Source organism: Pseudoalteromonas sp. 1CM17D (genome assembly GCF_023161805.1).
Taxonomy (GTDB): domain Bacteria; phylum Pseudomonadota; class Gammaproteobacteria; order Enterobacterales; family Alteromonadaceae; genus Pseudoalteromonas; species Pseudoalteromonas atlantica.
This window is the reverse complement of sequence record NZ_JALNTP010000010.1, coordinates 95,590-120,401: the sequence shown is the minus strand read 5'-3', so window position 1 is coordinate 120,401 and position 24,812 is coordinate 95,590. Positions and strand designations below refer to the sequence as shown.

Genomic DNA, 24,812 nt, shown 5'->3' with positions numbered 1-24,812 from the left:
CGGCCTTTTTTCTATTTAAAGGAAACAACCATGGCTTGGATCCAAATCCGTATCAATGCCAATGCTGCTACCGCAGATGCAGTGAGTGACTTATTAATGGAAGCAGGCAGCGCCTCTGTTACTTTTATTGACGCTAAAGACACGCCTATTTATGAGCCTAAAATTGGCACCGTAGAGTTTTGGGCCGATACCACTGTAATTGGTCTATTTGAAGCCAATCATGATATGAACGCGGTAATTGCATTACTTAAGCGTCATGATGAAATTAAAGACACGCTGGTATACAAAATTGAGCAACTAGAAGATAAAGACTGGGAACGTGAGTGGATGGATAACTTTCACCCAATCCAGTTCGGCGAAAAACTGTGGATCTGCCCAAGCTGGCGCGACATTCCAGACCCAGATGCAGTTAATGTACTGCTCGACCCAGGCCTTGCGTTTGGTACGGGTACGCATGCAACAACGGCATTGTGCCTTAAATGGTTAGAAAGCCAAGATTTAAGTGGTAAAACAGTGGTTGATTTTGGTTGTGGCTCGGGAATTTTAGGCATTGCAGCCATTAAACTTGGTGCAGAGCGCATGATAGGTATTGATATTGACCCGCAAGCACTAGAAGCAAGCTTAGATAACGCACAACGTAATGGCGTAGCCGATAAGCTTGAGGTATACCTACCAGAAAACCAACCTGAGTTTAGTGCTGATATTGTAGTGGCTAATATTTTAGCGCAGCCGCTGCGTGAGCTTCACAGTGTAATTTTGGGATTACTTAAACCGGGTGGCAAAATTGCTATGTCGGGCATATTAGAAGAGCAAGCCCAATCGGTTGCCGATATTTACGCACCGTTTATTGAGCTTGACGATATTGCACTAGAGGGTGATTGGACCCGTGTAAGCGGTACAAAAAATAGCTAACCGCATATATTTATAAATTTAGAGTTTTAACTCAAAACTTGCATGTAAAGCCTGTATTTAACAGGCTTTACTATTTTTTTACAGTTCGAAAATTAGCTCGCATAATTTAACAAAATTATTTTTTGTTTAAATTTCAAACAAATCGACCCACTTGTCATGCGGTTATCAAAAGTCAATACGAAAAGGGCAAAAAAAAGTCACTTTTGTTCAATTTATAGCCTTTGATTTTTCCTAAAAAAACCGTAAACTTAGCGCCCCTTGAAAAGAGGCCTATTGAATACAGTGCGTATCGGTTCATACCAACTTGAGAATAATGTAATAGTCGCGCCAATGGCAGGTATTACAGACAGACCATTTAGACAGCTTTGCCGCCGCTTAGGCGCAGGCTTGGCCGTGTCTGAAATGTTATCGTCAAACCCGAAGGTTTGGAAAACTGAAAAATCGATGAACCGTATGGATCACAGCGGTGAGTCGGGTATACGCGCGGTGCAAATTGCAGGAGCTGATCCTGAGCTTATGGCGCAGGCCGCACAATTCAATGTTGCTAACGGTGCACAGATCATAGATATCAATATGGGGTGCCCAGCAAAAAAAGTGAACAAGAAACTCGCAGGCTCTGCATTATTACAGTTTCCTGAACTTGTGGAAGAGATAGTTGATGCAGTGGTTAACGCTGTTGATATCCCTGTCACACTTAAAATCCGTACAGGATGGGATCAGGACAACCGTAATGGTGTAGAGATTGCGAGAATAGCTGAGCGTTATGGCATTGCGTCACTTGCCGTACATGGGCGTACACGCGCATGTATGTACAAAGGTGAAGCAGAATATGCCACGATTAGGGATATAAAACGCTCAGTGTCGATACCTGTGGTTGCTAATGGTGATATTACATCTCCAGAAAAAGCAAAGCAGGTTTTGGACTATACGGGTGCAGATGCCATCATGATTGGCCGAGCCGCCCAAGGTCGCCCTTGGATATTTAGGGAGATAGACCACTATTTGCGAACTGGAGAACACTTACCACCACCTGCTATTTCAGAGGTGCGAAGTATTTTAATGGAGCATTTAGATAACCTCCATGCGTTTTACGGCGAGCCAATGGGAGCGCGAATCGCTCGCAAACATGTATCTTGGTATTTGCAAACCCATGACAGTGACGGTCAGTTTAGGCGAGTATTTAATGCGCTCGACAACCCACAAGCACAGGTTGACGCATTAACGCAATACTTTAAAACACTAGCAGCTAACTAAGAAAGAAAGAGATTAAATAATGTTCGAACAAAACGTGACTTCTCCATTTATCACAAACCCTCATGTTCAGTCACACGAGAAACCGCAGCCATTGCGTGATGCAGTAAAAAAAGCTGTTCACCACTATTTAAAGCAGCTTAACGGTCAAGATGTGCAAGACGTTTACGACCTTGTTCTTTCAGAGCTAGAAGCGCCATTACTTGAAGAAGTAATGACATACACACGTGGTAACCAAACTCGTGCGGCAATTTTACTAGGTATCAACCGTGGTACTTTACGTAAAAAGCTTAAAAAATACGGCATGAACTAATACCAATTATATTGAAAGCGTAAGCATGCTAACGAGCTAAACAAGCCCATAACGGCGTTAAAAATTTCTTATGTAGAATAACTACACTGTAAAATTTTTGCCTTGTTATAGACTTGTTTTTCTATCGTTATAACTGCTTACTAATCCAATACAATTGGTATCATGCAAAAAAAGCACCTTCGGGTGCTTTTTTTATGCGTACAATTTAGTAGAGATGTTGCAAAATGCTCACGCTTATTGGCGCTTTATAAGTCGTTTTTTGAGTAGTAATCAGTTAAAATGCCCGCTTCTAAGCTAGCTCATTAACTGAGGAAATTAAACTACAATGGATACTCATCGTCCTATTCGTCGCGCACTATTAAGTGTGTCTGATAAAACCGGTATTGTTGAATTTGCCCGCGCACTAGAAGCGCAAGGTGTAGATATTTTATCAACTGGCGGTACTTGCAAACTCCTTGCTGATAACGGCATAAAAGTGACTGAAGTATCAGATCACACAGGTCATCCTGAAATCATGGATGGTCGCGTAAAAACCCTTCATCCTAAAATTCACGGCGGTATTTTAGCGCGTCGCGGACAAGATGAAAGCGTAATGGCAGATAACAACATCTCTGCTATCGATATTGTTGTAGTTAACTTATACCCCTTTGCGAATACTGTCGCTCAAGAAAACTGCAGCCTTGAAGATGCTATTGAAAACATTGATATTGGCGGACCTACCATGGTTCGTGCAGCCGCTAAAAACCACAAAGACGTCACCATCGTGGTAAACGCAAACGATTACGAGCGCGTTATTAGCGAAATGCAAAACAATAATGGCTCAACAACGTACAAAACACGTTTTGATTTAGCCATTGCCGCGTATGAGCACACAGCTCAGTACGATGGCATGATTGCTAACTACTTTGGCAAAATGGTACCTGATTACACTGAAGAAGCCGCTGAAGAGACTAAATTCCCACGCACTATCAATATGCAGTTCACTAAAAAGCAAGATATGCGTTACGGTGAAAACTCACATCAAGATGCTGCTTTTTATGTTGAAAACAACGTAAGCGAAGCGTCTGTTGCAACAGCTACTCAGCTACAAGGTAAAGCCCTGTCGTTTAATAACATTGCAGATACCGACGCAGCACTTGAGTGTGTTAAAGAGTTTGATGTACCTGCATGTGTTATTGTTAAACACGCAAACCCATGTGGCGTTTCAATTGGCGAAGATATTCTTAGTGCTTACGACCGCGCCTTTAAAACAGATCCAACCTCAGCGTTTGGTGGCATTATTGCCTTTAACCGCGAGCTTGACGCTGCAACAGCACAAGCCATTGTTGAGCGTCAATTTGTTGAAGTAATTATTGCCCCTAGCGTTTCAAGCGAAGCAGCAAAAATTGTTGAAACTAAAAAGAACGTACGCTTATTAGCGTGTGGTCAATGGAGTGGCAAAGCAACTGGCCACGATATTAAACGCGTTAACGGCGGTGTTTTAGTACAAGACCGCGACCTAGGCATGGTTACCCAAGGCGATTTAAAAGTCGTGTCTAAGCGCCAACCTTCTGAGCAAGAACTTAAAGATTTACTATTTTGCTGGAAAGTAGCTAAGTTTGTTAAATCAAATGCGATTGTATATGCCCGCGACGGTATGACCATTGGCGTAGGCGCAGGCCAAATGAGCCGTGTTTACTCAGCTAAAATAGCGGGTATTAAAGCCGCTGATGAAAACCTAGAAGTACCAGGCTCTGTAATGGCATCAGATGCGTTTTTCCCATTCCGTGATGGTATAGATGCAGCCGCAGCCGCTGGTATTACCGCGGTTATTCAACCGGGTGGTTCAATGCGCGATGAAGAAGTTATCGCCGCCGCTGACGAAGCTGGCATGGCGATGGTATTTACCAGCATGCGCCACTTCCGCCACTAATCACACAAAGGGTTAAACACAACGTTTAGCCCTTTTTGTTTGCAATCAATTCACGTATTCTGGTTCAACACCTATTTAAAATGTTAAGGAACAAACGATGAAATTTGCACTAAAGTCACTACTTGTTGCCTCGCTTACGCTAACCTCAACAATGGCACTTAGCCATAACCATGAGTCAAGCCTTAGCCATGCTATTCAATCAAGCGAGCGTAGCGCTAAAAATAGCGCCCGCGATGAATACCGTCACCCTGAGCAAACACTGGCATTTTTTGGTTTTAAACCAACAATGACCGTGGTTGAAATTGCCCCAGGCGGTGGTTGGTACAGCGAAATTTTAGCCCCTGCACTTAAAGAGCAAGGCTTATATTACGCAGCGCATTTTCCGAGTGATTCATCAGTAGGTTACTACCAGCGCTCTTTAGCCGGCTTTAAGAAAAAAGTGGCCGAAGATGAGCGTTTTAGCAAAGTAAAAATTTCTGAGTTTGCCCCATTAACGCACACTGATATTGCCCCTGCCGGCACTGCCGACATGGTATTAACCTTTCGCAATGTACATAACTGGTACATGGGTAAAGACACTAAAGGCGCACTCAGTGCATTTAAGTCTTTTTATAAGGCTTTAAAACCAGGTGGCGTATTAGGTGTAGTTGAACATCGCTTAGATGAAAGCCGACCTGATGAGGACCAAAAATCAACCGGCTACATGAAGCAAAGTTACGTGGTCGATTTAGCTAAAAAAGCTGGATTTGAATTAGTTGCAAGCAGTGAGATTAACGCCAATCCAAAGGATACAGCCGATCACCCTAAAGGGGTGTGGACGCTACCACCTAGCTTACGCCTTGGCGAACAAGACGCTGATAAATACAAAGCTATTGGTGAAAGCGACCGTATGACGCTGAAATTTAAAAAACCGCTTTAAATAGGAATATTTCGCCATGAATGTATTAGTCATTGGCAGCGGCGGCCGCGAACACGCACTTGCGTTTAAGGCCGCTCAAAACACGAAAGTAAACACTGTATTTGTAGCACCGGGTAATGCCGGTACTGCACTTGAGCCAAAACTAGAAAACGTTGCAATTAACGTTGAAGACCTAGATGGCCTATTAAGCTTTGCGCAACAAAACAATGTAGAACTTACTATTGTTGGCCCTGAAGTACCGCTTGTATTAGGCGTAGTAGATAAGTTCCGTGAACACGGTCTCGCTATTTTTGGTCCAACAGCCGGTGCAGCGCAGCTAGAAGGCTCTAAGTCGTTTACTAAAGACTTTTTAGCTCGCCATGCTATACCAACTGCTGATTACCAAACGTTTGAACAAATTGACCCTGCCCTTGCTTATTTAAAAGAAAAAGGCGCGCCAATTGTAATAAAAGCTGACGGCCTAGCAGCTGGTAAAGGCGTTATTGTGGCAATGGATGAACGCGAAGCTGAAGATGCTATTCGCGATATGCTTGCTGGTAATGCTTTTGGCGAGGCTGGCAGCCGCGTCGTGATCGAAGAGTTTTTAGAAGGCGAAGAAGCTTCTTTTATTGTTATGGTTGATGGTAAAAACATTTTGCCATTTGCAACAAGCCAAGATCATAAGCGTGCATACAATGGCGATGAAGGTCCAAATACTGGCGGCATGGGCGCATACTCACCAGCACCTGTAGTAACCGACGAAATCCACCAGCGCATTATGAACGAAGTAATCGTTCCTACCGTTGAGGGTATGGCAAGCGAAGGTCATCCTTATACTGGCTTTTTATACGCAGGCTTAATGATAGATGCCCAGGGCACGCCCAAAGTAATTGAGTACAACTGTCGTTTTGGTGACCCTGAAACGCAACCAATGATGCTTCGTCTTAAATCAGACTTAGTTGAACTAGTTGAGGCGGCTAACCGCGAAGAACTTGATAAAACAACCATTGAGTTTGACCCGCGCGCAGCCGTAGGTGTTGTACTTGCCGCTAAAGGCTACCCAGGTGATTACCCTAAAGGTGATGCAATATCAGGCCTTAAAGTTAACTACCCTGCTGATGAAAAAGTATTTCATGCGGGTACTAAGCAAGATGGCGAAAACGTTGTCACCGCAGGTGGACGTGTATTATGTGCAACGGCACTCGGCAATACCGTTACCGAGGCACAGCAACGTGCATACGAGCTTGTAAAACAAATTAGCTGGGAAGGTATGGAGTACCGCACCGATATTGCTTACAGAGCGATTGCCCGAGAGCAGTAGCCTGTAACTAAATTATTGGTTTAACTTAGGGCCTGTTTATCTTTCGAGATTAAATTTGCAGCAGTGTGTTTGGTATTTAGGCAAGGCAGAGCCTATGTAGTGTGGTTATTCCCCATAAATAGGCGATAACGCAGTATAAATACCAAACACGCGCTGCACGAAGGTTCGTCCTAGGGACGATTAACTCTTTGTTGCTCGGTTTTTACTTAGCCCACTAGGTTGCAAACCTCGCGCCACGATTAAATCGTCCCTAGTTAGAACAAATTTTAATCCTGAAGGATAAGCAGGCCCTAAAAATTTAACTAAAAAAGCGCAGTTTATATGCGCTTTTTTAGTGCTACACTAATTAAAAGAGTTATTACAAGTATACAACGTTGGAAACGAAAACTTTACGTTATCATGCCGCGGCCATAGCCATACTGATTTTCATATTTTATATTATTAGCACACTCGCTTCTAACCTGGTTGTGCCGACTCGCTATACCATCGATAAAACCACGCCTGTATATTTAGACTTTGCCTACTACATAGATGAAAGTAAATCTCACACACTCAACGATATTATTTTAAATCCCGAGCTAATCACCCACCAGCCGTTAACCGATATTCAGTGGAGCTTTAAGCAGCAAAACTATTGGCTATTTATAGACCTTGAAAATAAAAGTTTAGATGCTCAAGACATTGTTGCCCATTTTGATAACCCGATGGTTGATCACCTAAGCGTGTATCGGTTAAACAAAAGAAATGAGCTTATAGAAAGCTATAAATTAGGTGATAAAGTAAAGTCTCTTACGCTTTTTCAATATAGCGTACCGCATATACGTTTTGCACTTGAGAGTAAAACAACAGAGCGCTTAGCCATAAAAATAGATACGACGGGGATCAGCAAAACCCCGGTTAATTTGTATCGCCATAAAGAATTTGTTGATTTAGTTCGCTCGCAAACCGGCATTTGGGGCATATTTGCCGGCGTGTTATTAATGGCTGCTCTGTATAATTTAGTGCTTTATTTTGGGATTAAAGACCGCGTTTATTTAGTTTATATAGGCTATATAATTAGTGCGCTGTGTTTAATGGGCATTGTAATGGGCTTTGGCTTTTACTTGTGGCCCCTAGAGTGGCAATTGTACTTACACGAAAAAGTGATTTTTTCAAACTACGCAATGGCCTTTTTTACGCTCGCCTTTTGCACCATGTTTTTGCGCTACCACAAGGACAAATGCTGGCGCTATAAAATGAGTAAAGCGCTACTTATTTTAATATTTTTATTATCAATCACCACTTTATTTATACCCGAGTACATTGCAGCACCCATCTTTTTTTGTGTATTAAGCTTGTTATATATTACGTGTATTATTTTAATTTATAACAAACTACGCACGGGCTTTAGGTGGGCGAAGTTTTACGTTTTTTCGTGGGTTCCCCTCATTGTTGGCGCGGCAATACAGCCATTAGAATTAACGGGCTATTTGGATTATAGCTTTGCGATTCGTCACGCGTTTTTAGTGGCTATATTGTGTGAAGTTATTTTAATGGCTATGGCACTTGCCGATAGAGTGCGCTACCAGCGCGAGCGTGCGCTTTATCATGCTACACATACTCAGCAAACTAAATTACTTAACAGTGCCAAATTAAAACAAGCGTTTATGAGCTTACAAGCACAGGGGCGAAATACCACCTTGTGTTTAATTAAAATTCGCCATTTTAACTCGCTCAATACCATTATTACCCCATCGCAGGGCTACACTTTAATAAAGCACGTGGCTAAACAAATAGAGTTAGAGCTTAGCCATGAGCGCGAATTTACCAGCCTAGATACAGATTTTAATAACAGCCCCCGCTTAGCCGACTTAGGCAGCGGGGTATTTGCCTGCATATCTACTAAAAACCAAAACCAGGAGTCACTTGAAGGGGCCTTAATTAAAGTTATAAATAGCCTGCCCAAACAATACGAAATTCAAGGCTTAAACTTACAACTTACCTATAACATAGGGATTAGTAGCGCAGCCCACAGTGACGACTTTGAATACTGGACAAAACGGGGTTACTTGGCACTTAAAAAAGCTAAAAGTAATAACGATTTAGTAGTAAGCGCCTCTAACGGCAGTAATATATTAATGGATGTGGCATTGGCCGCTAAATTACAAAAAGCAATTAAAGACAACCAACTAGCGTTGTATTATCAGCCTCAAATAGGGTTGAACTTTAATCAAGTATGTGGCGCCGAAGCGCTGCTACGTTGGCCCGACCCGGCTTTTAAAGGCGTATCGATAGAAGAGCTGATCACCCTTGCTGAGCACACAGGTATTATTAACGAGCTTACCTTATGGGTTATTGAGCAAGCCTGTAAAGATATCGTCAAACTAACCGAGCAAGGCTATAACGATCACCCAATTAGCGTAAATTTAAGTGCTAAAAATCTGTCGATTAAAAACCTAGCCGAAAAAGTCGAAAACGTCCTTATAAAATACCAAGTTCCGGCGCAGCTTCTTAAGTTTGAATTAACGGAGTCAGCATTAGTCGAAAGCCACGAAGCGCTTATTTCATTGGTTAATGAGCTTTCTGATTTAGGGGTGCGCGTGGTCCTTGATGACTTTGGCACTGGCTATTCATCGCTAAGTTATTTGGTTAATTATCGCTTTACGGAGCTCAAAGTAGATAAATCGTTTGTATTTGATTTAACGAATAACACCGCCAATAAAGTGATTGTGCAAACCGCTATAGATATGGCACATAACCTAGGGCTATCTATAACCATGGAAGGCATAGAAACCCAAGATGTGCACCACTTATTAAAAGAAATGGGCGCCGACAGAGCGCAAGGTTACCTATACGCTAGGCCACTCCCCCTAAATGACTATTTGTATTTCTTAAAAAGCCAATACAGTTTAAAGATGTTAAACTCCACGTTTTAATATCAACATCTTTAGGGGCCAAGTAAAGATGCAAGGCACTTTGCGTAAATTAAAATCGAGCTTAACAGAGCCGGTTCAATATCATCTTCCTGTGGGCGACAACCTAGTCGACCTAAACGCACTCATTGGTAAAGAGTTAACGCTGACGTTTAGCGGTACCATTTTATGCTCAAACTGTGGCAAAAAAACCAAAAAGAGTTACTCGCAAGGCCACTGTTTTGTGTGTATGCGCAAGCTTGCTAGCTGCGATATGTGCATTATGAAACCAGAAACCTGCCATTACGATAAAGGCACCTGCCGCGAGCCGCAATGGGGCGAAGAAAACTGCATGATCCCGCATTATGTGTATTTAGCCAATACCTCAGGGCTTAAAGTAGGTATTACTCGTCATACGCAAATACCGACACGTTGGGTTGATCAAGGCGCCACTCAAGCACTGCCTATTTTTAAAGTACAAACACGTTTGCAATCAGGCTTAGTTGAGGTGGCATTGGCCGAGTTTATTGCCGATAAAACCAATTGGCGTAACATGCTAAAGGGCCAAAACGAAGCCATTGACCTTAAAGCCGCCGCGGCAGAGCTGATCCCGCAAATTAGCGATAAATTAAACGAGCTAAGCGAGTTATTTGGTGCCACAGCCATAGAGCAACTTGATGAAGACGTGGTTGATTTAAACTTTCCGGTAACAGAGTACCCTACTAAAATTAGCTCGTTTAATTTTGATAAAAACCCAGTAGTAAGCGGCGTGCTGCAAGGTATAAAAGGTCAGTACTTAATTTTTGATACTGGCGTTATTAATGTGCGTAAATTTACCTCATACGAGGTAACAGTAGGGTAACTATGCTAAACAGCTTTCCACAGTTATTAATTGTTTATAATGAGCTTGAAATAGCGCACGATAAACAAGAACAAGAAGCGTGTTTGCACAGCGTTACGCAAAGTGAGCTTAGTAATGTGCGCGTGTTGAACAAGCAAGGTGAGTACGTTGACCTGCAAGGCGCTGCATGCGCCCCTCTTTCACAGGAGCAGCTAGCGCAACTGGTCACCACTTATTTATTAAATGAAGGGCAATGCTGCCTTGGCAAAATTAAAACCCTTAATACCAAGCAGGCGTTTGATTTACTAGGTTTATAACCCTTTAGTTATACCAATTCGCTTAATTAAGTATTATTGCGGATTGGTATTAGTACTCACTAAGCACTTTTATATGCGCTACAGCACTTCTTCCTAATGCTGATAGCGCATAGCCCCCTTCAAGGTAAGATATAACACCCTTGCAACCACTCTCTTTTGCAACGTCGCATAATTGCTCTGTAAGCCAGCTGTAGTCATCTTCTACAAACTTTAAACTTGCCATGTCATCTTCTAGGTGGGCATCAAACCCTGCACTAATAAATAGCAGCTCTGGTTTAAAGGCTTTTAATTTTGGCAACCATTGGGTATTAAACACTTCTTTTAAATCATCGCCACTACTGGCAATTGGCAAAGGGGAATTAACTATGTGGCTGTTATTTTTTACGGCCGTGTTTGGGTAAAATGGGTATTGAAATAACGAACAAAGTAATATGTTTTCATCGTTTATAAATATGTCTTGGGTGCCATTACCATGGTGTACGTCAAAATCAGCAATTGCTATACGTTTAATGCCTTTACTTTGGGCATACTTAACCGCTATAGCTAAATTATTAAATACACAAAACCCAGAAGAAGCATGTGCATTGGCATGATGTCCTGGCGGGCGTACAGCGCAAAACGCCGCATCGAGTTTATCTGCGAGTATTTCATCTACAGCCAACAACCCTGCTCCTACGGCGCGCTCTACCGCTTTAAACGAATCAGGGCAAAGCCAGGTGTCGCCATCAAGGTTATGCAGCCCCTGCTCAGGAACTAAGCGCTCCACAAGGTTAACTAATGACTCATCATGGGCTAATAAGTAATGCTCACGCTGCGCTTTAGGCGCTTGTAGATGCGTTAAGCCAATATCTACACCACTTGCCAAAAGTCTATCGGCAATAGAGTCTAGGCGCTCTGGGCACTCAGGATGATCGTCAATCATTTTATGTTTACGGCAATGAGGGTGTGAAATAACTGCAGTACGCATAAACGCTCCTTTAATGTGAGTGCTTAATATAACAAAGCCACCTTACGGTGGCTTTGCGACTTTGGTGTATAGCATCACTACTTAGCTTTTAAATTAAGGTTTCTAAAATCAAAACTAAAGTCTGTTACCGCTGTTGATACCGCGCGCATTTTTGCGCTATTAACACGGTTGTTTGCGCCCATATCAAAACGAATAAACGCATCGGCCTCCAGTAGCTTTTCATCCCATTTAACAATAAACGTATTACCTGTGTAATGCTCAAGCGTGCCTTTTAAGCGTTTGGTATGGGTAAAATCAATACGTAGTTTGCCATCTAGTTGCTCAATAATTACATCGCCGTACCAATCGTCATGTAACGTGCCGGTGTAATTTATATTAGGTAACTGTGGCTGGTAATCTGCTGGGGTGTCGGGTTTTGCATTGGCGTAGGCTTTTTGTTTACTCGCAAAATGTTTTTTAGCCAACTCTTCAACCCAGTCTTTATCTTCAAGCTCGAGGGCATCTTCAAGCACTTCGTGGGTTACTGCCGAAAGTGCACTAAATGCTTGCTGATTAGATAAAATAACAATGCCGAGCTTTTTCTCAGGCAATAATGTAACTTGCGACACCATACCTAAAATACCCCCGCCATGGCCTAGCTTTTTAAAGCCGTGGTAATCTTCAATGCTCCAACCTAGCCCATAGCCTCTAAATTGCTGATGATAGGCCTCATACGCACTTTTAGAAGCCATAGAGGTAATATGCGGGTGCCACATTTGCGCTTGCTGTTTTTCACTAAATAGTTGCTCGCCACTTGGCATTTTTCCGCCAGCTAACTGCGTTAGTAACCATTGGCTCATATCGTTTACGCTCGATGCAATAGCCCCTGCGCCTCTAAAATCTTCTAGGTAGTTAACAAAAAAAGGATTGAGCTTACCATCCATTGGTATGTGGCCAATTGCCCAGTTTTTATTGCTTTTTGGAATACGCGAAAAGCCCGCGCGCGAGTTATCCATGTGCAAAGGCTGTAATATATTTTTTTCGATGTAATCGTTCCAGCTCATACCTGATACACGTGCCACCACTTCGCCTGCGGTTACAAACATTAAGTTGTTATAGGCATACTGGCTGCGAAAGCTGCTGGCTGGCTTTAAATACTGTAGGCCGGCTAAAATATCCTCTATAGATTTATCAGTACTTGGCCAAATCATTAAATCGCCCTGCCCAAGCCCTAAGCCACTGCGATGGCTTAATAAATCACGAACACGCATTTCGCGGGTGACGTAGGAGTCGTACAACCTAAACTCAGGTAAGTGGTCAATTACCCTGTCATCCCAGCTTAACTTACCTTCATCAACCAACTTAGCCAGCGCTGCACTGGTAAACGCTTTTGTGTTTGAGGCAATACCAAAAAGTGTGTCTTTGTTCACTTTTGCATTTGTATTGAGGTTGCTTGTCCCAAACCCTTTAGCAAATACAACTTTATCGTCTTGCACAACCGCTACCGCCATACCCGGTACGTCAAAGCGTGCCATTGAGGTGTTAATGACCTCTTCTAAATCCGTAGTATTAATTTGTGCCCAACTATTAAAAGTGGCACTGGCAAGCAACGCTAAACTGGCTAATTTGGTGAGTTTCATGATTATCCTTATTATTTTTGGTGCACTGCAAATTCAATATCAGCACGCTCTTTATTTGTATCGGGCTTATGCGGCCGATTAAGTATTGCATCACTGTATTCTTTTGGTACGCCCGCCTCAAGCGCGCCGCGATGAACGTGCTGAATATACCAGTCGTATGGCAGTACATCGTTATCGTGGGTGTTTGCAATATAGCAATGGGCCTCTATTTGCTCACCATCTAACAAAGTGGGCTTAATAGCCACGCAATCGTAGCCTGGGCCTTCTATGGTATCTAAAATTGCTTTTTCGGCTTCATCAAGTTCATACACCACGCCATATACCAAGGCGTTTTTGTCATCACTTTTTTGAATACTGCACTTGCCCGAGCCATCTTTAAATAACATATTAAACGTAAGCTCGTAGCCTTTTAGTACAGCTGTGCCAACTCGCTTTGCTTTTGGCAAACGCGCAAGCAAGCGGTTAGAGGACATATTCGATCCAAACGAAAAATTATAAATAGGCATGACTTCTCCCTAGGGTTAAATTACTACACGAATGGCTAAAGCAATTAAAATAACACCTATACCCCGGTCAAACCAATAGCCGCTTTTTTGAAAAAACGCCCGTACACTGGGTTTTGACAGCACTAAAGAAAGCATAGAAAACCACACCCACGTTGCCAAAGCCATATAAACCCCATACACAATTTGCACGCTAGTTGGTGTAGTTACACTAATAACTAAGGTAAATAACGACATAAAAAAGAGAGTGGCTTTAGGATTAAGCGCGTTGGTTAAAAAGCCACGTCTAAATGCATGCCATACGCTTTCTTGTGGGGCTGTTTTGTTTTCTATGTTGTCTGTTTTATTTACCGGTGGTTTGGCAGCCCTTAATGCTTGTACGCCTAAATAGGCTAAATACGCCCCCGCAACATACTTTAATGCCATAAATAAATTAGGCGACTGCGTTAAAATTAGCGCTACCCCTAATACGCAATATCCTACGTGTAATAAAATAGCAGCTCCCACACCAGCGCTCGTCCATAGGGCGTTACGCCTGCCCTGCTGTATACTTTGTTTGAGCACCACGGCAAAGTCGGGGCCTGGGCTGGCTACTGCAAAAAAGTGGGCGATGGCAATCAGTAAAAATTCGTCTAAGTAGTTCACAAGTATCCGGTTTAAGTTGGTGCATAGGCAAGCAATAGCGGATTAGCAGAATTATCAACTAATGCTTTGATCTCTTTTTGGGCTTTTTTAAATTGGCTGCGCAAATGTGGCTTTAAATGTTTTTTAGAGTCACGATCGTTTTTAAAATAACTGATCAGCGCGTGCATAAATACGGTATGAGTTTCACTGAGCTTCGCTTCACGATTAGCATAAGGGTTATAGCACGAGCCACACCCGCCTTTAAATTGATACACAGTGTTGCTCATCATTACTCCAAACCCTAAAAAACAGGCCAGCGCATCTGCCGCTTGTGGCAAGTAGTCTTTACCACCTGGCGGTAACACCCCAACATGATGAATTAATACAGTAGCCAGCGTACCGGCAAAGCTGGCCACTAAATCTTGCGGCTGATTAATTTGATTAGGGTTAAATGAGATATTAATCGTATGGCTTGGCGGTACAATAAGCTGGCTTTGCTCTCCGCGTAAGTGTTCAGCAAATTCAAAATGCGGAAATACTTGCGGCTGTAACTGTTGTGGCGCAACTAATTGTATTGGCCACGCACTCATACCTGCGTAATCACGTACTCGTACAAATACCTTAGTGGCCATTTCCTCAATACTCGATACCGAATCAGGAAAATGCGCCACCGTTGGCAATATTATTTGCGTGTGCTTGGTAAAAAATGCGGCATCAAAGTGCTCTACCGCCCAAATAAAGGTATCAATTAGCCACTGCTGCTCGGCTTGTTCTAGCAGCGGCTTTGATTTAAATAACGCTAACATAGTGTGCTCTTATTTTTGTTCAAGTGCCCAGTTCCAAGCTTGTGTATTGTATAAAGGCACAGTTGAAAGTGCGTGGTGGTGGCTACCGCTCGACTCCTTAGTCGAGTACGATAAGTACAGTAATGTGCGGTTTTGTGCATCGTAAATACGGCGCACTTTTAGCGATTTAAATAAAATACTTTTTGATGACTTAAACACCACTTCGCCCGACTTGCTGCGATCTATTGCTAGTAACATATCGGCTGTAATTGGCCCTGTTTGGCGACACGCAATAGACATATCAGAGGGATCTGAAAAATCTAAATCGGCCTCAATATGGCTAATATGGCACGTAACCCCTTTTACTAGCGGGTCTTGCTGCGAATTTACCACTACATCTTTAGTAGTAAACAGCCCTAAGCTCACCGATGCAACATCATCTGAGCAGGCACTTAAGGTAACCACTGCACTTAATAGCACAGCTAAACGTTTAAAGCGGTGTGGAAATTTCATATTAATCCTTAATTTTGCTTTATAAGCGAAGGTTCACGTGACTGTTTTTATACTACCATCAAAAATTAATACAACTAAATTTAGGCCATTGAGGGGTTAGCGCACAGTTCAGGCTTTGGTACAATTATACGTACGCCCACGTAGTAACTCATAATAGGAAACGCGTAAATGCCGCACATTATTATTGAACACTCTGAAGATCTTCCTGTATTACCGCAAGTACTTGTTGAAAAAGTGCACAACGCGACTTTTCAAAGTGGTTTGTTTGACTTAGAAACCATTAAAACCCGCGCTATTGCTTATCAGCAATACCAGCTAGGTGAAGGAAAAGAAGGGTTTATTCATATTGCGGCGCATATCATGGCCGGGCGCTCTATTGAACAAAAGCAAATGTTAAGCGAGAGCTTGCTTGAGTGCTTAAAAACTTATTGCCGAGATTCTGACAGCTTAAGCGTTAATATTTACGACATTCAACACGAAATTTACCGTAAAAATTAACCCTTTTAAAAACGCGTTTTTTTAACCTAAGCTTTGGATAATAAACCTCTTAACCAAAGCTTAGATTAACTAAGTTACAACGCGTTTTTTAGCTTAATGTTGTCACTTTTTAGAGTGTAAACTTACCCAGTAAGTCTTTTAATATATTCGACTCTTCATTTAGCCCATTGCATAGCTGCTCTGAGGTTTTCATATTTTGTTTTGTTTGCTCAGCAGAATCAGAAATCATCACCACATTTTGACTAATTTCTGAGGTAGCCAACGTTTGCTCGCGGGTGGCTGTAGCCACTGAGCTATTTAGCTCACTTAGCGTAACAATTTCTTGAGATATACCCGTTAAGGTACTCCCTGTTACTTTTAAACGTTCGGCGTTTTCTAGGGTATTTTTACTACCAAGCTCTATAGCCGACACCGTACTTGAAGCCTTAGAATTTAACGTGTCTATCATTTCGTTAATTTGCTCGGTCGATTCTGCAGTACGCATAGCAAGGGTTCTTACTTCATCGGCTACAACGGCAAAACCACGACCGTGTTCGCCTGCCCGCGCAGCTTCTATGGCAGCATTGAGTGCCAGTAAGTTAGTTTGCTCCGATATTGCTTTAATAACATCAAGCACCTGCGTAATTGACTTTATCTCACCTGAAAGCTCAGTTACCGAGGCAACCGAGGTAGCCATGGCGTTTTCTAGCTGCTCCATTTGCTTTATCGTGCTATTTACAAACTCTACTCCTTTATGAGTCGCTTCTTCTGTTGAAGTCGCAATGTCAGAGGCGTTACTGGCACTGTTTGAAATGTCTTGTACGGTTACTTCCATTTCGTTAACGGCTGCCGCCACCGTTTGCGTGCTAGATGATTGCACCTCGGCCAAGTTAGCCGCGCCTTGTACTTGTACTAACACATTTTCTGAAATGCTTTTAACATGGTTTGCTGAGTCCGACACTTGCTTAAACATGCCATGTAACTGCTCTAAAAATAAATTAAAGTTAGCGGCAAGCTCTGATATTTCGTTGTTATCGTTAGTAGGCAGCCTTACGGTTAAATCGCCATCTTTTTTAGTTAACGCGCTCACTGCAGCAGTTATGTTTTCAATGGGTTTAAATATTTGCGACACTAAAACTCTGGCCAAGGCAAAGCCAATAATGGCAATGATCACACCAAATAATAAATTGCTATTAATGGCACTATTTATTGGCCCGTATAACTGCTGCTCGGGCACTTCTGCCACTAAATGCCAACCTAATGACTCAATAGGCGTACTCGACACAACATAATCTTCACCTGCCATTGTTTTACTAATAATGGCGCCATTTTTAATATCGTTAATATTAATTTTTTGACCCATTTTACTTCTGTCACTGTGAAGCATTACCTCACCTTCATCAGAGACCAAATACACCACGCCGGCTTCGCCAATACGGTATTCGTTAATTAAGTTGATCATAGAATCGAGCGAGCGCCCTACGCCGGTAATGGCGGTACGCTCACCATTAATTTGCAGCGCATAGTTAATAAAAACCACCATGCTATTTGTAGTTTTATCTATATCCAGTGCTATTTCAAAGGGTCTGTTAGAAGATAAAAACTGATCAAACCATACATCTTCGCTTCTATCTATCTGTCTAGATATGCCAATATCGGTGTAATAGTTGTTGGTATTTTTGGAAATTATATAAGCAATAACTGCGTTGTTATCTTTTTTAATACTGGCTAAATAATTAATATAATCGGCTCTTGCTTGCTCACTTTCACCGTTGCTTAGCCACTGTTTAACAAAGCTGTTTTGCGCAATTTCTTTGGCAACAATTATAGGAGTGGCAAGTTCGAGTTCAATTTTGCTTTTTACTTCACTCAGTGCGGTGGGTAGATCAACCTTTGCGAGCTTTTCATCGGTATGATTTTGAATACTATTTGAAAATAAAAATGTAGAAACCGCTAACGGCACAACAATAGCCAAAATAAGACTAATATAAACTTTTTGTTTAAGTAACATACGATACCTGTAAATGGATAAAGGACTTAACTAACACTTGCTTAGAATAAATATAGGATCAGCTGAGCAATAAGCCCAATAATTAGAAAAAATAGAACATAAAAGAAGAGCGTGTATTTTAATTTAATCAACCACAGGAAAGCGAATTAAATTTTAAAGGCGCAAGGCTAGCTAAAACTAACCTCGCGTAAGGTGCGCTAGGGTGAATCGGGCCACTCTTGCTCGTTAATTATCCCTTGCGCAATCAGGTTTTTTCTTAATTGGCTAATCGTGTGTTTTAACTCATCACGAATAAGCCTAATGGCAGGCGTTATAAGCTGGCGGCTAGGTAGTACTAACCACATTTCAGTGAGGGGGATTTTGTAATCGGGCATTAATCTTTTTAATCTGCCCGCTAATAAATCTTCAGCTACATCAATGGCCGATTTTTTGGCAATCCCGGTGCCATCAACACACCAACGCCTAACTATATCGCCATCGTTAACGGCGCGGTCGCTGCTCATTTTAACCTTGTATTTTTGGTTATCGTTATACAGCTCCCACCCATCATGCACTACCTCGTAGAGCTTATATAAAAGGGCATTATGATTCAGTAGGTCATCTGGCGTTAACGGCTCACCGTGCTTTTTAATGTACTCAGGCGAGGCGCATAGCACGTGTGCAATGTTACAAATTTTAAAGCCGTATAAATTTAGCTCCTGTGCGGCCTCTTTAGTTAAGGCACGCAGCGCAACATCAATTCCATCACGGTAAAAATCAGCGCGGCTGTCGCTTGCTTGTAAGCGCAGCGTCACTTCACTGTGTTTATCCATAATATTATTTAGCAATACCCGCATAAGGTTGCGCCCCATTTCCGATGACACTGCTATTCGCACTTCACCACTAATAGATTGCTGCTCCTCATGAATAAGCACTTGCCCTTGTTGCAATAAATCGAGAGCCTGCTGACACAGGGGTAAATACCGTTCCCCTTCGGGCGTGAGGCGAATTTGCCTTGTTGTGCGTACAAATATTTGTGCCCCAAGCGCCTGCTCTATTCGCTTTAATGAGACACTTGCAGCCGATGAGCTCATATCTAATTGATTTGCAGCAGCTGTAATTGATTGCAGCTCAGCCACTTTGAGTAATACTTGTAAATCAGCTATTTTCATCAAACCCTCTTATTGCATAAACCAGCATGCGTAACTATAGCGTTATTATCCACGTTTTTGCGAAAGTGTATTTAACTTATGCCCATTTATTGACTGAATTTTAAGCCGTACTATAGCGCTATACCAACTTAACGGAGCTTTTAAATGAAATTTTTACTAAACGCATCAACTCTTGCACTGGTTGCAACACTTATATCAACGCCAGCCTCTGCAGAGCAAAGCACATCACAAGTTGTTGCTGCAAGCAATATTGACTGGGGTTACTTAAACCCGCTACGTGGTGATAAAAGCCCTGGCGCTGCAGATTTATGGGGAAACCGCACAACCGACACTGCAACAGGCATGTTAGTACGCTTTAAAAAAGGCTTTGAATCTCCGCCGCACATTCACAACATTACCTACCGCGGTATCGTTATTGAAGGGCAAATGCATAATGACGACCCAACAGCCGAAAAAATGTGGATGCCAGCGGGTTCGTTTTGGACACAACCTGCAGGTGAAAACCACACCACTGCAGCCAATGCTGAAACAAACTTAATTTACTTAGAAATCGACTCAGGGCCGTACTTAGTTAAACCGACTAATGCTCAGTTTGATAATGGTGAGCGCCCGTTAAACCTACATGCAGACAACATAGTATGGTTAAACAGCAGCGATTTAAACGACATTAACGCCCAAGGCGTGCAAACCGCCTACCTTTGGGGAAGTACAGCCGATATGAACGGCTCAATGATTAAACTTCCTGCCGGCTTTAAAGGTGAAATAAAAACAGATGCAAGCGAATTTCGTGCTGTTGTTATAGCCGGCGCCGTAGAGTACAACTCAAGCGAGCAAGATAAAGCGCAAAACCTAAGCGCAGGCAGCTATGTAGAATCAACCGGTAACTTTACCCACACGATTGAGAACACTAGCGACAAAACAGCCACTATTTACATTCGTACTAACAGTAAGTACCAAGTAGATTAGAAACTACTTATAAAAAGTAAATGGCATAAAAAAAGCGCACTGTTTAGTGCGCTTATTTTTTATTTATTAATACTTAAAAGCTATAACGAGCAGTTAAGCTTACTAAATCTAGCTCGTCCAATGAGGTGTAATTAGCCCCAAGTGAAACGTTGTTATTAATGTAGTAACGTGCGCCCACACTGAAAGATGTTTCACTCTCATCTGCAATATCGACATTGCCTACTCGGCCATCTAGCTCAATATTATCACTTACCATAGAGCGAACACCTACAGATAGACTATAGCCATTTTCGTCATTCGAAGCACTACTTCCACGATACGATGCCTCTAGCTCTACGTTTTCGTAAGTTGCTAAACCATAGAAGTCAGTGTTCGCGCCAATAGCTGTGCGATAACCTATTCCAGCACTAAGCCAGTTTAAGTCGACATCAACACCATCATCTGAATTACCCAGAGTTTGGTATTGACCAGATAGGAAAAAGTTTTCACCTAATAGCGTACTACCATCAAATGTCCATCCATCTGCATCATCGCCATCAATATCACCGTCAAGATAACCTGCAGCAACATAGTTAAAGTTAGGTGACTCTGCAAAAGCAGCTGGACTTGTAATAACAGCAGTCACTAGCAAGATTGCAATTTTATTCTTTTTCATAATACTTCCTTTTAAATTTATTTTAACAACCTTAAATTGCCCCTAAAAAGTACACAACTAGGTTCTTGATTGCAAATATGAATCTAGCAACCGAACCAACATATGTCGCTGTTATTAGTAAAAAAGAAAAATGATTGAAGCTGGTTTTTAAATAATAGAGGCGGTATAGGCACACAAACAACTAACCTAAATACTGTATAAAAAGTACCGTAGAAAATATTTTGTATTGGCTATAACTATTTAAAAAATTGGAAAGCTTGTAAAAGTGGTGGCCCCTCCCAGACTCGAACTGGGGACCTAACGATTATGAGTTGCAAAACAAAGACTTACTACGAGTTACTTTTTGATATAACTATTTACTAATTTTCATAGCTATATCATAGGGTTATTGAATAAAACCCACCTCTAATGCATAAATCATTATGTATTTCAGAACGTTAAATTTTACGTTCAAAGTAGCACAGAGGTAGCACCATATGTCAGACACAAAATTTCGCTTCACAGAATTGTCGCTTGAAAAGATAGAATCAAACGGTAAACGCACTCGCTACTATGACAGTCTATTGTCAGGACTCATTTTAGATGTGAGCGTAGCTGGTAAAAAATCATTTAGAGTTTATAAAAAGATACCAGGGAGAGATACTCCTATTAATGTCACCCTTGGTTACTTTCCATCAATTGCACTCGATGATGCAAGGCGAATGGCTAGAAAGGTAATGGCAGATATAGCTGAGGGTATTAATCCTAATGACCTTAAGCGCCAGTTTAGAGCGGCTTCAGTTACCTTGAAAGAAGCTTTTGATTCATACATCGAATCTAGAGATCTCAAGCCTATAACTGAAAGAGGTTATAAACAAAAAATGGACTGCTATCTACCTGATTGGCATAACAAACGTCTAGCCGATATTAATCAAACAATGATTTTAAAGCGCCAACGAGAAATAACCTCAAGAAGTCCTGCTCAGGCAAATTATACCATGCGCCTAATGCGCGCTTTATTTAACTTTGCTAAAGCTGAATACAAGTCTTCCGAAGGTCGTTCACTATTTCCAGAAAACCCTGTAGATGCTCTTTCTGAAAAACGTAGTTGGAATAATATAAAACGTAAAACAAGACGGCTGCGCCGTTCACAGCTAAAACCTTTTGTAGATGCATTATATGAAGTAAGAAATGAAGCTGCTAAATATCGTCAAAATAGTCGTGTCGGTTTTTGTGATTACCTAGAATTTTTAACCTTTTCAGGCCTGAGAAGGTCTGAGCTACTGCAACTTCCATGGTCACAAGTACATCTTGAAGATAGGATATTCATTTTAGAAGATACAAAAAATGGCTTGGACGCCGAGTTTCCTATTACAGATCGATTAGCTGAGATATTTAATCGACGAAAAGAATACAAAGTATCTGATTATGTGTTTGGGACAAACAGTAAAAAGGGCTATCTAACTGATCCTAAAAAGACGTTGAAACATGTATGCCAAATTGCAGGAGTAAAAATCACTTCGCATGATTTACGGCGCACATTTACATCAATGGCTGAAAGCAGCGGAGTATCAGGATACCTCCTGAAACGCCTTCTAAACCATATTACAGATAAAAGTGACGTAACTGCTGGCTATTTAATTTTAACCGCTGAGGAGCTTAAAGAGCCAGCAGAAAAGGTAACCGAAACAATTGCCAAATATGCAGGTTTGATTGAACAAAAGCCTGACGAACAAATGAGTGAAATGAAAAGTCTGCTAGCAAGCTTAACTAAGGAACAAAAAGTTGAGCTGATGAGCACTTTGTTAATTTAATTTGAAGTTTGATAAGTACTGCCGAGTCTAGTTTATGCAATATTTAACTTGGCAGTACCTATTAAAAAGGTAATGAAGGGTTTTAACTTAATTATTTAAGTGTGCTTTAGCTGAGAAATCCAAAAACGATGTTTACTATCCAGAAAAACAACATAGAAAGTACTCTCTTGAATAAACCCTGCAACTCTAGGAAGGCCACCAATCCCCTCTATGACCCCCCAAGCAACATTTTTATCTACATGCCTTGGGTGAAAAAAATCTGTTTTATCTTTAGGTGGAAAATCTCGATAAATCTTAATTTGATTTTGGTTAGAAGCTTCTTCACGAGTTAAAGCTGAAAGCTCTTTTAGCCGAGACATAAAAGGTTTTAAAAGGCCTTCACCTTCCCATAATTCAATTGTTTCACAATTTCCAGGAGGTTGTGTCTGATCTAAAAATTTAAAGCTAAAAGTCAGTAACTCTCGATCACTAACTACTTTTAGCTCTTCTCTGGTATTTTCTTTCCTAGCCTTAACCCTTTTTCTACTTCTATCCTTAGCCATTTAACATTTCCTCTAAAGTCGCAATAGAACTGAAAAGAGGAATGGCACCATATTTACCAGCAAGATAATCTTTGCTGTAGCTATCACCTTTCCTTGTGTAATGCTCCTTATATTCTAGTAAAGAATAAAGTTCGCTCTCATTTGATTGATTCTTTTCGATAAACCAAATCTGATCTCTCTTAAATAGCTCATTTGTTAGTAGATTTGTATCATGGCAAGTAATAATAAGCTGACTATTCCCATGATTATTCTTATTGTATATATCAATAATAAATTTACATAAGAGCGTGTGAAACTTATTATCGAATTCATCTACGAAAAGTATTTCATCATTAGTTAAAACATCATATAGCGGACCTAGAAGGTATAAAAACTTTCTTGTTCCCTCCGATTCAAAGCTGAGAGGCAGTGAGTATTGCTCACCCGTCTCTGAATCAATTTTTACTACATCGACTTCTTTATGCTTCACTTTTGTGTTTTCAAGAAAACCTTGAAGTTTTGAGACTGCATCATTAAGTTCCTTATCATCCAAATTTCTTCTCCCTTTAGGTAAGGGTATAGTCTTCTCTATTTCATCTATAACTAAATCATGAATTTGAAATGATTTTAATATTTCAGTTGCCCAAGCTTTAAATTTTTCATCTTCATCAAACAAATTTATTGTGAAATCCTTGAAACCTTTATCTGAAAGTCCAGACAAAACATGAAACTTTTCAAACCATGATGTCACAATACTTGACTGCTCACCGTCAAACTGTGATAAGACAGAAATAAAAGGAACAAATTCTTTCGTTTTTTCTAGAATAAGCTTATCTCCGTCACGTCTGGTAAACAGCTTAGCCTCTGAAAAAGAGCGTTGATTATAATTAACAGTCTGTCCGTCTCTTTGAAAAAGTAATGTTTCTCTTGAACTTTTATTCCAGTACAACCATTCCTCAACTATTTCACCTTCAGATAGAGCGATTCCATACCTATATAACTTTTCATTAGATATAAAGGTAACCTCAAATTCTGTTGGTATATCAAAATAATCATTCTTTAATAGAAAAGGTATTGCTCGCCGAGTAGCGCTATCGCCTACTGAATCTAAAGATCCTAGGACAAGTGTTTGTAAGACCTTAAATGATTCCGCTAAATTTGTCTTCCCTGAACCGTTAGCGCCAAAAATAGCAGAGCTTTTAAGAACATTCTTGACTCCAAATGAATTGACTTCTTTCAGGTTATTAAACACACACTGCTCTTTGGTCGAAGTAGAAGCTAGCATGCTAAGCTCTTGCTTTGAATTAAAAGAACCGAAATTTTGGACTGAAAAGTCTATAAGCATTATTTTAATCCCTAAGTTAATTGCAGAGTAAATTACCATTTAAAAGCATTTTTTGCAAAAAAAACGCGAAAACAAACTCTAACTGCTGTTTTTTTGAATTTACTTATTCCTACCTAATACTATGGCTGTTTCTAGAAGGCCTCATTAAGCAAGCTGTTAGTTCTTAAAACCTAGTAAAGTAGGCTCATGCTCTTTAATTTGAAATCTTCAAGTAATGAATTGAAAC

At 41.1% G+C, this 24,812-nt stretch carries 23 protein-coding genes; 12 read left to right on the top strand and 11 right to left on the bottom strand.

Annotated elements, in window-relative coordinates:
* The first annotated feature begins 30 nt into the window (after positions 1 to 30).
* From prmA to MSC25_RS16555, 9 genes are all read left to right on the top strand, one after another.
* Positions 31 to 912: a 50S ribosomal protein L11 methyltransferase gene (gene prmA, locus MSC25_RS16595; protein WP_121638027.1), complete on the top strand. Its 882-nt coding sequence runs from the start codon at positions 31 to 33 to the stop codon at positions 910 to 912.
* 282 nt (positions 913 to 1,194) lie between these two features.
* Positions 1,195 to 2,166, top strand: a complete 972-nt coding sequence (gene dusB, locus MSC25_RS16590; protein ID WP_004588630.1) for a tRNA dihydrouridine synthase DusB — start codon at positions 1,195 to 1,197, stop codon at positions 2,164 to 2,166.
* Between the two features lie 19 nt (positions 2,167 to 2,185).
* On the top strand, positions 2,186 to 2,476 hold the full coding sequence (fis, locus tag MSC25_RS16585) for a DNA-binding transcriptional regulator Fis (RefSeq protein ID WP_002957804.1): 291 nt from the start codon (positions 2,186 to 2,188) through the stop codon (positions 2,474 to 2,476).
* Between the two features lie 325 nt (positions 2,477 to 2,801).
* Positions 2,802 to 4,388 (top strand): bifunctional phosphoribosylaminoimidazolecarboxamide formyltransferase/IMP cyclohydrolase, encoded by a 1,587-nt coding sequence (gene purH / locus MSC25_RS16580; protein ID WP_248443993.1) that lies wholly within the window; start codon positions 2,802 to 2,804, stop codon positions 4,386 to 4,388.
* 97 nt (positions 4,389 to 4,485) lie between these two features.
* Complete coding sequence (locus MSC25_RS16575; RefSeq protein WP_024031417.1) at positions 4,486 to 5,307, top strand: class I SAM-dependent methyltransferase; 822 nt, start codon at positions 4,486 to 4,488, stop codon at positions 5,305 to 5,307.
* A gap of 16 nt (positions 5,308 to 5,323) precedes the next feature.
* Positions 5,324 to 6,607 (top strand): phosphoribosylamine--glycine ligase, encoded by a 1,284-nt coding sequence (purD, locus tag MSC25_RS16570; protein ID WP_024031418.1) that lies wholly within the window; start codon positions 5,324 to 5,326, stop codon positions 6,605 to 6,607.
* A gap of 374 nt (positions 6,608 to 6,981) precedes the next feature.
* Positions 6,982 to 9,522 carry an EAL domain-containing protein gene (locus tag MSC25_RS16565; protein ID WP_248443992.1) on the top strand — a complete coding sequence of 847 codons (2,541 nt, stop codon included), beginning with the start codon at positions 6,982 to 6,984 and terminating at the stop codon, positions 9,520 to 9,522.
* Positions 9,523 to 9,550: 28 nt separating this feature from the next.
* A complete protein-coding gene (locus MSC25_RS16560) occupies positions 9,551 to 10,360 on the top strand; it encodes a DUF2797 domain-containing protein (protein ID WP_055252638.1) in 810 nt (269 codons plus the stop codon).
* A 2-nt stretch (positions 10,361 to 10,362) separates the two neighbouring features.
* Entirely contained in the window at positions 10,363 to 10,656 is a 294-nt protein-coding gene (locus tag MSC25_RS16555) for a hypothetical protein (protein ID WP_004588636.1), read from the top strand.
* Positions 10,657 to 10,705: 49 nt separating this feature from the next.
* Here the strand turns inward: MSC25_RS16555 and MSC25_RS16550 are convergent, their stop codons facing one another.
* The 6 genes from MSC25_RS16550 to MSC25_RS16525 all read right to left on the bottom strand — a co-directional run bounded on the left by MSC25_RS16550 (position 10,706) and on the right by MSC25_RS16525 (position 15,667).
* Positions 10,706 to 11,623, bottom strand: coding sequence for a histone deacetylase family protein (locus MSC25_RS16550; protein ID WP_121638031.1), 918 nt, complete (start codon positions 11,621 to 11,623; stop codon positions 10,706 to 10,708).
* Positions 11,624 to 11,700: 77 nt separating this feature from the next.
* The gene (locus tag MSC25_RS16545) at positions 11,701 to 13,242 is read right to left on the bottom strand and encodes a serine hydrolase (protein ID WP_138579473.1); all 1,542 of its coding nucleotides are present in this window, start codon (positions 13,240 to 13,242) and stop codon (positions 11,701 to 11,703) included.
* Between the two features lie 11 nt (positions 13,243 to 13,253).
* Complete coding sequence (locus MSC25_RS16540; protein ID WP_029772759.1) at positions 13,254 to 13,748, bottom strand: gamma-glutamylcyclotransferase family protein; 495 nt, start codon at positions 13,746 to 13,748, stop codon at positions 13,254 to 13,256.
* A 15-nt stretch (positions 13,749 to 13,763) separates the two neighbouring features.
* Positions 13,764 to 14,390, bottom strand: a complete 627-nt coding sequence (locus MSC25_RS16535; RefSeq protein WP_096740214.1) for a LysE family transporter — start codon at positions 14,388 to 14,390, stop codon at positions 13,764 to 13,766.
* Positions 14,391 to 14,401: 11 nt separating this feature from the next.
* Positions 14,402 to 15,175, bottom strand: coding sequence for a hypothetical protein (locus tag MSC25_RS16530; RefSeq protein WP_055252632.1), 774 nt, complete (start codon positions 15,173 to 15,175; stop codon positions 14,402 to 14,404).
* Between the two features lie 9 nt (positions 15,176 to 15,184).
* Entirely contained in the window at positions 15,185 to 15,667 is a 483-nt protein-coding gene (locus MSC25_RS16525) for a CreA family protein (protein WP_248443991.1), read from the bottom strand.
* 168 nt (positions 15,668 to 15,835) lie between these two features.
* Between MSC25_RS16525 and MSC25_RS16520 the strand changes: the two genes are divergently transcribed.
* Positions 15,836 to 16,165, top strand: a complete 330-nt coding sequence (locus MSC25_RS16520; protein WP_004588643.1) for a 5-carboxymethyl-2-hydroxymuconate Delta-isomerase — start codon at positions 15,836 to 15,838, stop codon at positions 16,163 to 16,165.
* Between the two features lie 109 nt (positions 16,166 to 16,274).
* On the opposite strand, the gene MSC25_RS16515 is transcribed toward MSC25_RS16520, so the two are convergent.
* Positions 16,275 to 18,155 carry a methyl-accepting chemotaxis protein gene (locus MSC25_RS16515; RefSeq protein WP_055252630.1) on the bottom strand — a complete coding sequence of 627 codons (1,881 nt, stop codon included), beginning with the start codon at positions 18,153 to 18,155 and terminating at the stop codon, positions 16,275 to 16,277.
* Positions 18,156 to 18,352: 197 nt separating this feature from the next.
* On the bottom strand, positions 18,353 to 19,306 hold the full coding sequence (locus MSC25_RS16510) for a LysR family transcriptional regulator (protein WP_064387367.1): 954 nt from the start codon (positions 19,304 to 19,306) through the stop codon (positions 18,353 to 18,355).
* A gap of 144 nt (positions 19,307 to 19,450) precedes the next feature.
* Here MSC25_RS16510 and MSC25_RS16505 point away from each other — a divergent pair, with 144 nt between their 5' ends.
* Positions 19,451 to 20,272 carry a DUF4437 domain-containing protein gene (locus MSC25_RS16505; RefSeq protein ID WP_248443990.1) on the top strand — a complete coding sequence of 274 codons (822 nt, stop codon included), beginning with the start codon at positions 19,451 to 19,453 and terminating at the stop codon, positions 20,270 to 20,272.
* 73 nt (positions 20,273 to 20,345) lie between these two features.
* On the opposite strand, the gene MSC25_RS16500 is transcribed toward MSC25_RS16505, so the two are convergent.
* On the bottom strand, positions 20,346 to 20,927 hold the full coding sequence (locus MSC25_RS16500) for an outer membrane beta-barrel protein (RefSeq protein ID WP_248443989.1): 582 nt from the start codon (positions 20,925 to 20,927) through the stop codon (positions 20,346 to 20,348).
* Between the two features lie 476 nt (positions 20,928 to 21,403).
* On the opposite strand from MSC25_RS16500, the gene MSC25_RS16495 reads away from it, so the two are divergent.
* On the top strand, positions 21,404 to 22,720 hold the full coding sequence (locus MSC25_RS16495) for a tyrosine-type recombinase/integrase (protein WP_248443988.1): 1,317 nt from the start codon (positions 21,404 to 21,406) through the stop codon (positions 22,718 to 22,720).
* A gap of 95 nt (positions 22,721 to 22,815) precedes the next feature.
* Here the strand turns inward: MSC25_RS16495 and MSC25_RS16490 are convergent, their stop codons facing one another.
* Both MSC25_RS16490 and MSC25_RS16485 read right to left on the bottom strand, forming a co-directional pair.
* A complete protein-coding gene (locus MSC25_RS16490; protein WP_248443987.1) occupies positions 22,816 to 23,262 on the bottom strand; it encodes a hypothetical protein in 447 nt (148 codons plus the stop codon).
* Entirely contained in the window at positions 23,255 to 24,625 is a 1,371-nt protein-coding gene (locus MSC25_RS16485) for an ATP-binding protein (protein ID WP_248443986.1), read from the bottom strand. The genes MSC25_RS16490 and MSC25_RS16485 overlap by 8 nt, the downstream gene beginning before the upstream one ends.
* Positions 24,626 to 24,812: the final 187 nt, after the last annotated feature.

Bases quoted from the DNA above. Each gene is read 5' to 3' on its own strand.
- prmA (WP_121638027.1), top strand. From the start codon at position 31: ATGGCTTGGATCCAAATCCGTATCAATGCCAATGCTGCTACCGCAGAT.
- fis (WP_002957804.1), top strand. From the start codon at position 2,186: ATGTTCGAACAAAACGTGACTTCTCCATTTATCACAAACCCTCATGTT.
- purH (WP_248443993.1), top strand. From the start codon at position 2,802: ATGGATACTCATCGTCCTATTCGTCGCGCACTATTAAGTGTGTCTGAT.
- MSC25_RS16575 (WP_024031417.1), top strand. From the start codon at position 4,486: ATGAAATTTGCACTAAAGTCACTACTTGTTGCCTCGCTTACGCTAACC.
- purD (WP_024031418.1), top strand. From the start codon at position 5,324: ATGAATGTATTAGTCATTGGCAGCGGCGGCCGCGAACACGCACTTGCG.
- MSC25_RS16560 (WP_055252638.1), top strand. From the start codon at position 9,551: ATGCAAGGCACTTTGCGTAAATTAAAATCGAGCTTAACAGAGCCGGTT.
- MSC25_RS16555 (WP_004588636.1), top strand. From the start codon at position 10,363: ATGCTAAACAGCTTTCCACAGTTATTAATTGTTTATAATGAGCTTGAA.
- MSC25_RS16550 (WP_121638031.1), bottom strand. From the start codon at position 11,623: ATGCGTACTGCAGTTATTTCACACCCTCATTGCCGTAAACATAAAATG.
- MSC25_RS16545 (WP_138579473.1), bottom strand. From the start codon at position 13,242: ATGAAACTCACCAAATTAGCCAGTTTAGCGTTGCTTGCCAGTGCCACT.
- MSC25_RS16540 (WP_029772759.1), bottom strand. From the start codon at position 13,748: ATGCCTATTTATAATTTTTCGTTTGGATCGAATATGTCCTCTAACCGC.
- MSC25_RS16530 (WP_055252632.1), bottom strand. From the start codon at position 15,175: ATGTTAGCGTTATTTAAATCAAAGCCGCTGCTAGAACAAGCCGAGCAG.
- MSC25_RS16525 (WP_248443991.1), bottom strand. From the start codon at position 15,667: ATGAAATTTCCACACCGCTTTAAACGTTTAGCTGTGCTATTAAGTGCA.
- MSC25_RS16520 (WP_004588643.1), top strand. From the start codon at position 15,836: ATGCCGCACATTATTATTGAACACTCTGAAGATCTTCCTGTATTACCG.
- MSC25_RS16515 (WP_055252630.1), bottom strand. From the start codon at position 18,155: ATGTTACTTAAACAAAAAGTTTATATTAGTCTTATTTTGGCTATTGTT.
- MSC25_RS16510 (WP_064387367.1), bottom strand. From the start codon at position 19,306: ATGAAAATAGCTGATTTACAAGTATTACTCAAAGTGGCTGAGCTGCAA.
- MSC25_RS16505 (WP_248443990.1), top strand. From the start codon at position 19,451: ATGAAATTTTTACTAAACGCATCAACTCTTGCACTGGTTGCAACACTT.
- MSC25_RS16500 (WP_248443989.1), bottom strand. From the start codon at position 20,927: ATGAAAAAGAATAAAATTGCAATCTTGCTAGTGACTGCTGTTATTACA.
- MSC25_RS16495 (WP_248443988.1), top strand. From the start codon at position 21,404: ATGTCAGACACAAAATTTCGCTTCACAGAATTGTCGCTTGAAAAGATA.
- MSC25_RS16490 (WP_248443987.1), bottom strand. From the start codon at position 23,262: ATGGCTAAGGATAGAAGTAGAAAAAGGGTTAAGGCTAGGAAAGAAAAT.
- MSC25_RS16485 (WP_248443986.1), bottom strand. From the start codon at position 24,625: ATGGTAATTTACTCTGCAATTAACTTAGGGATTAAAATAATGCTTATA.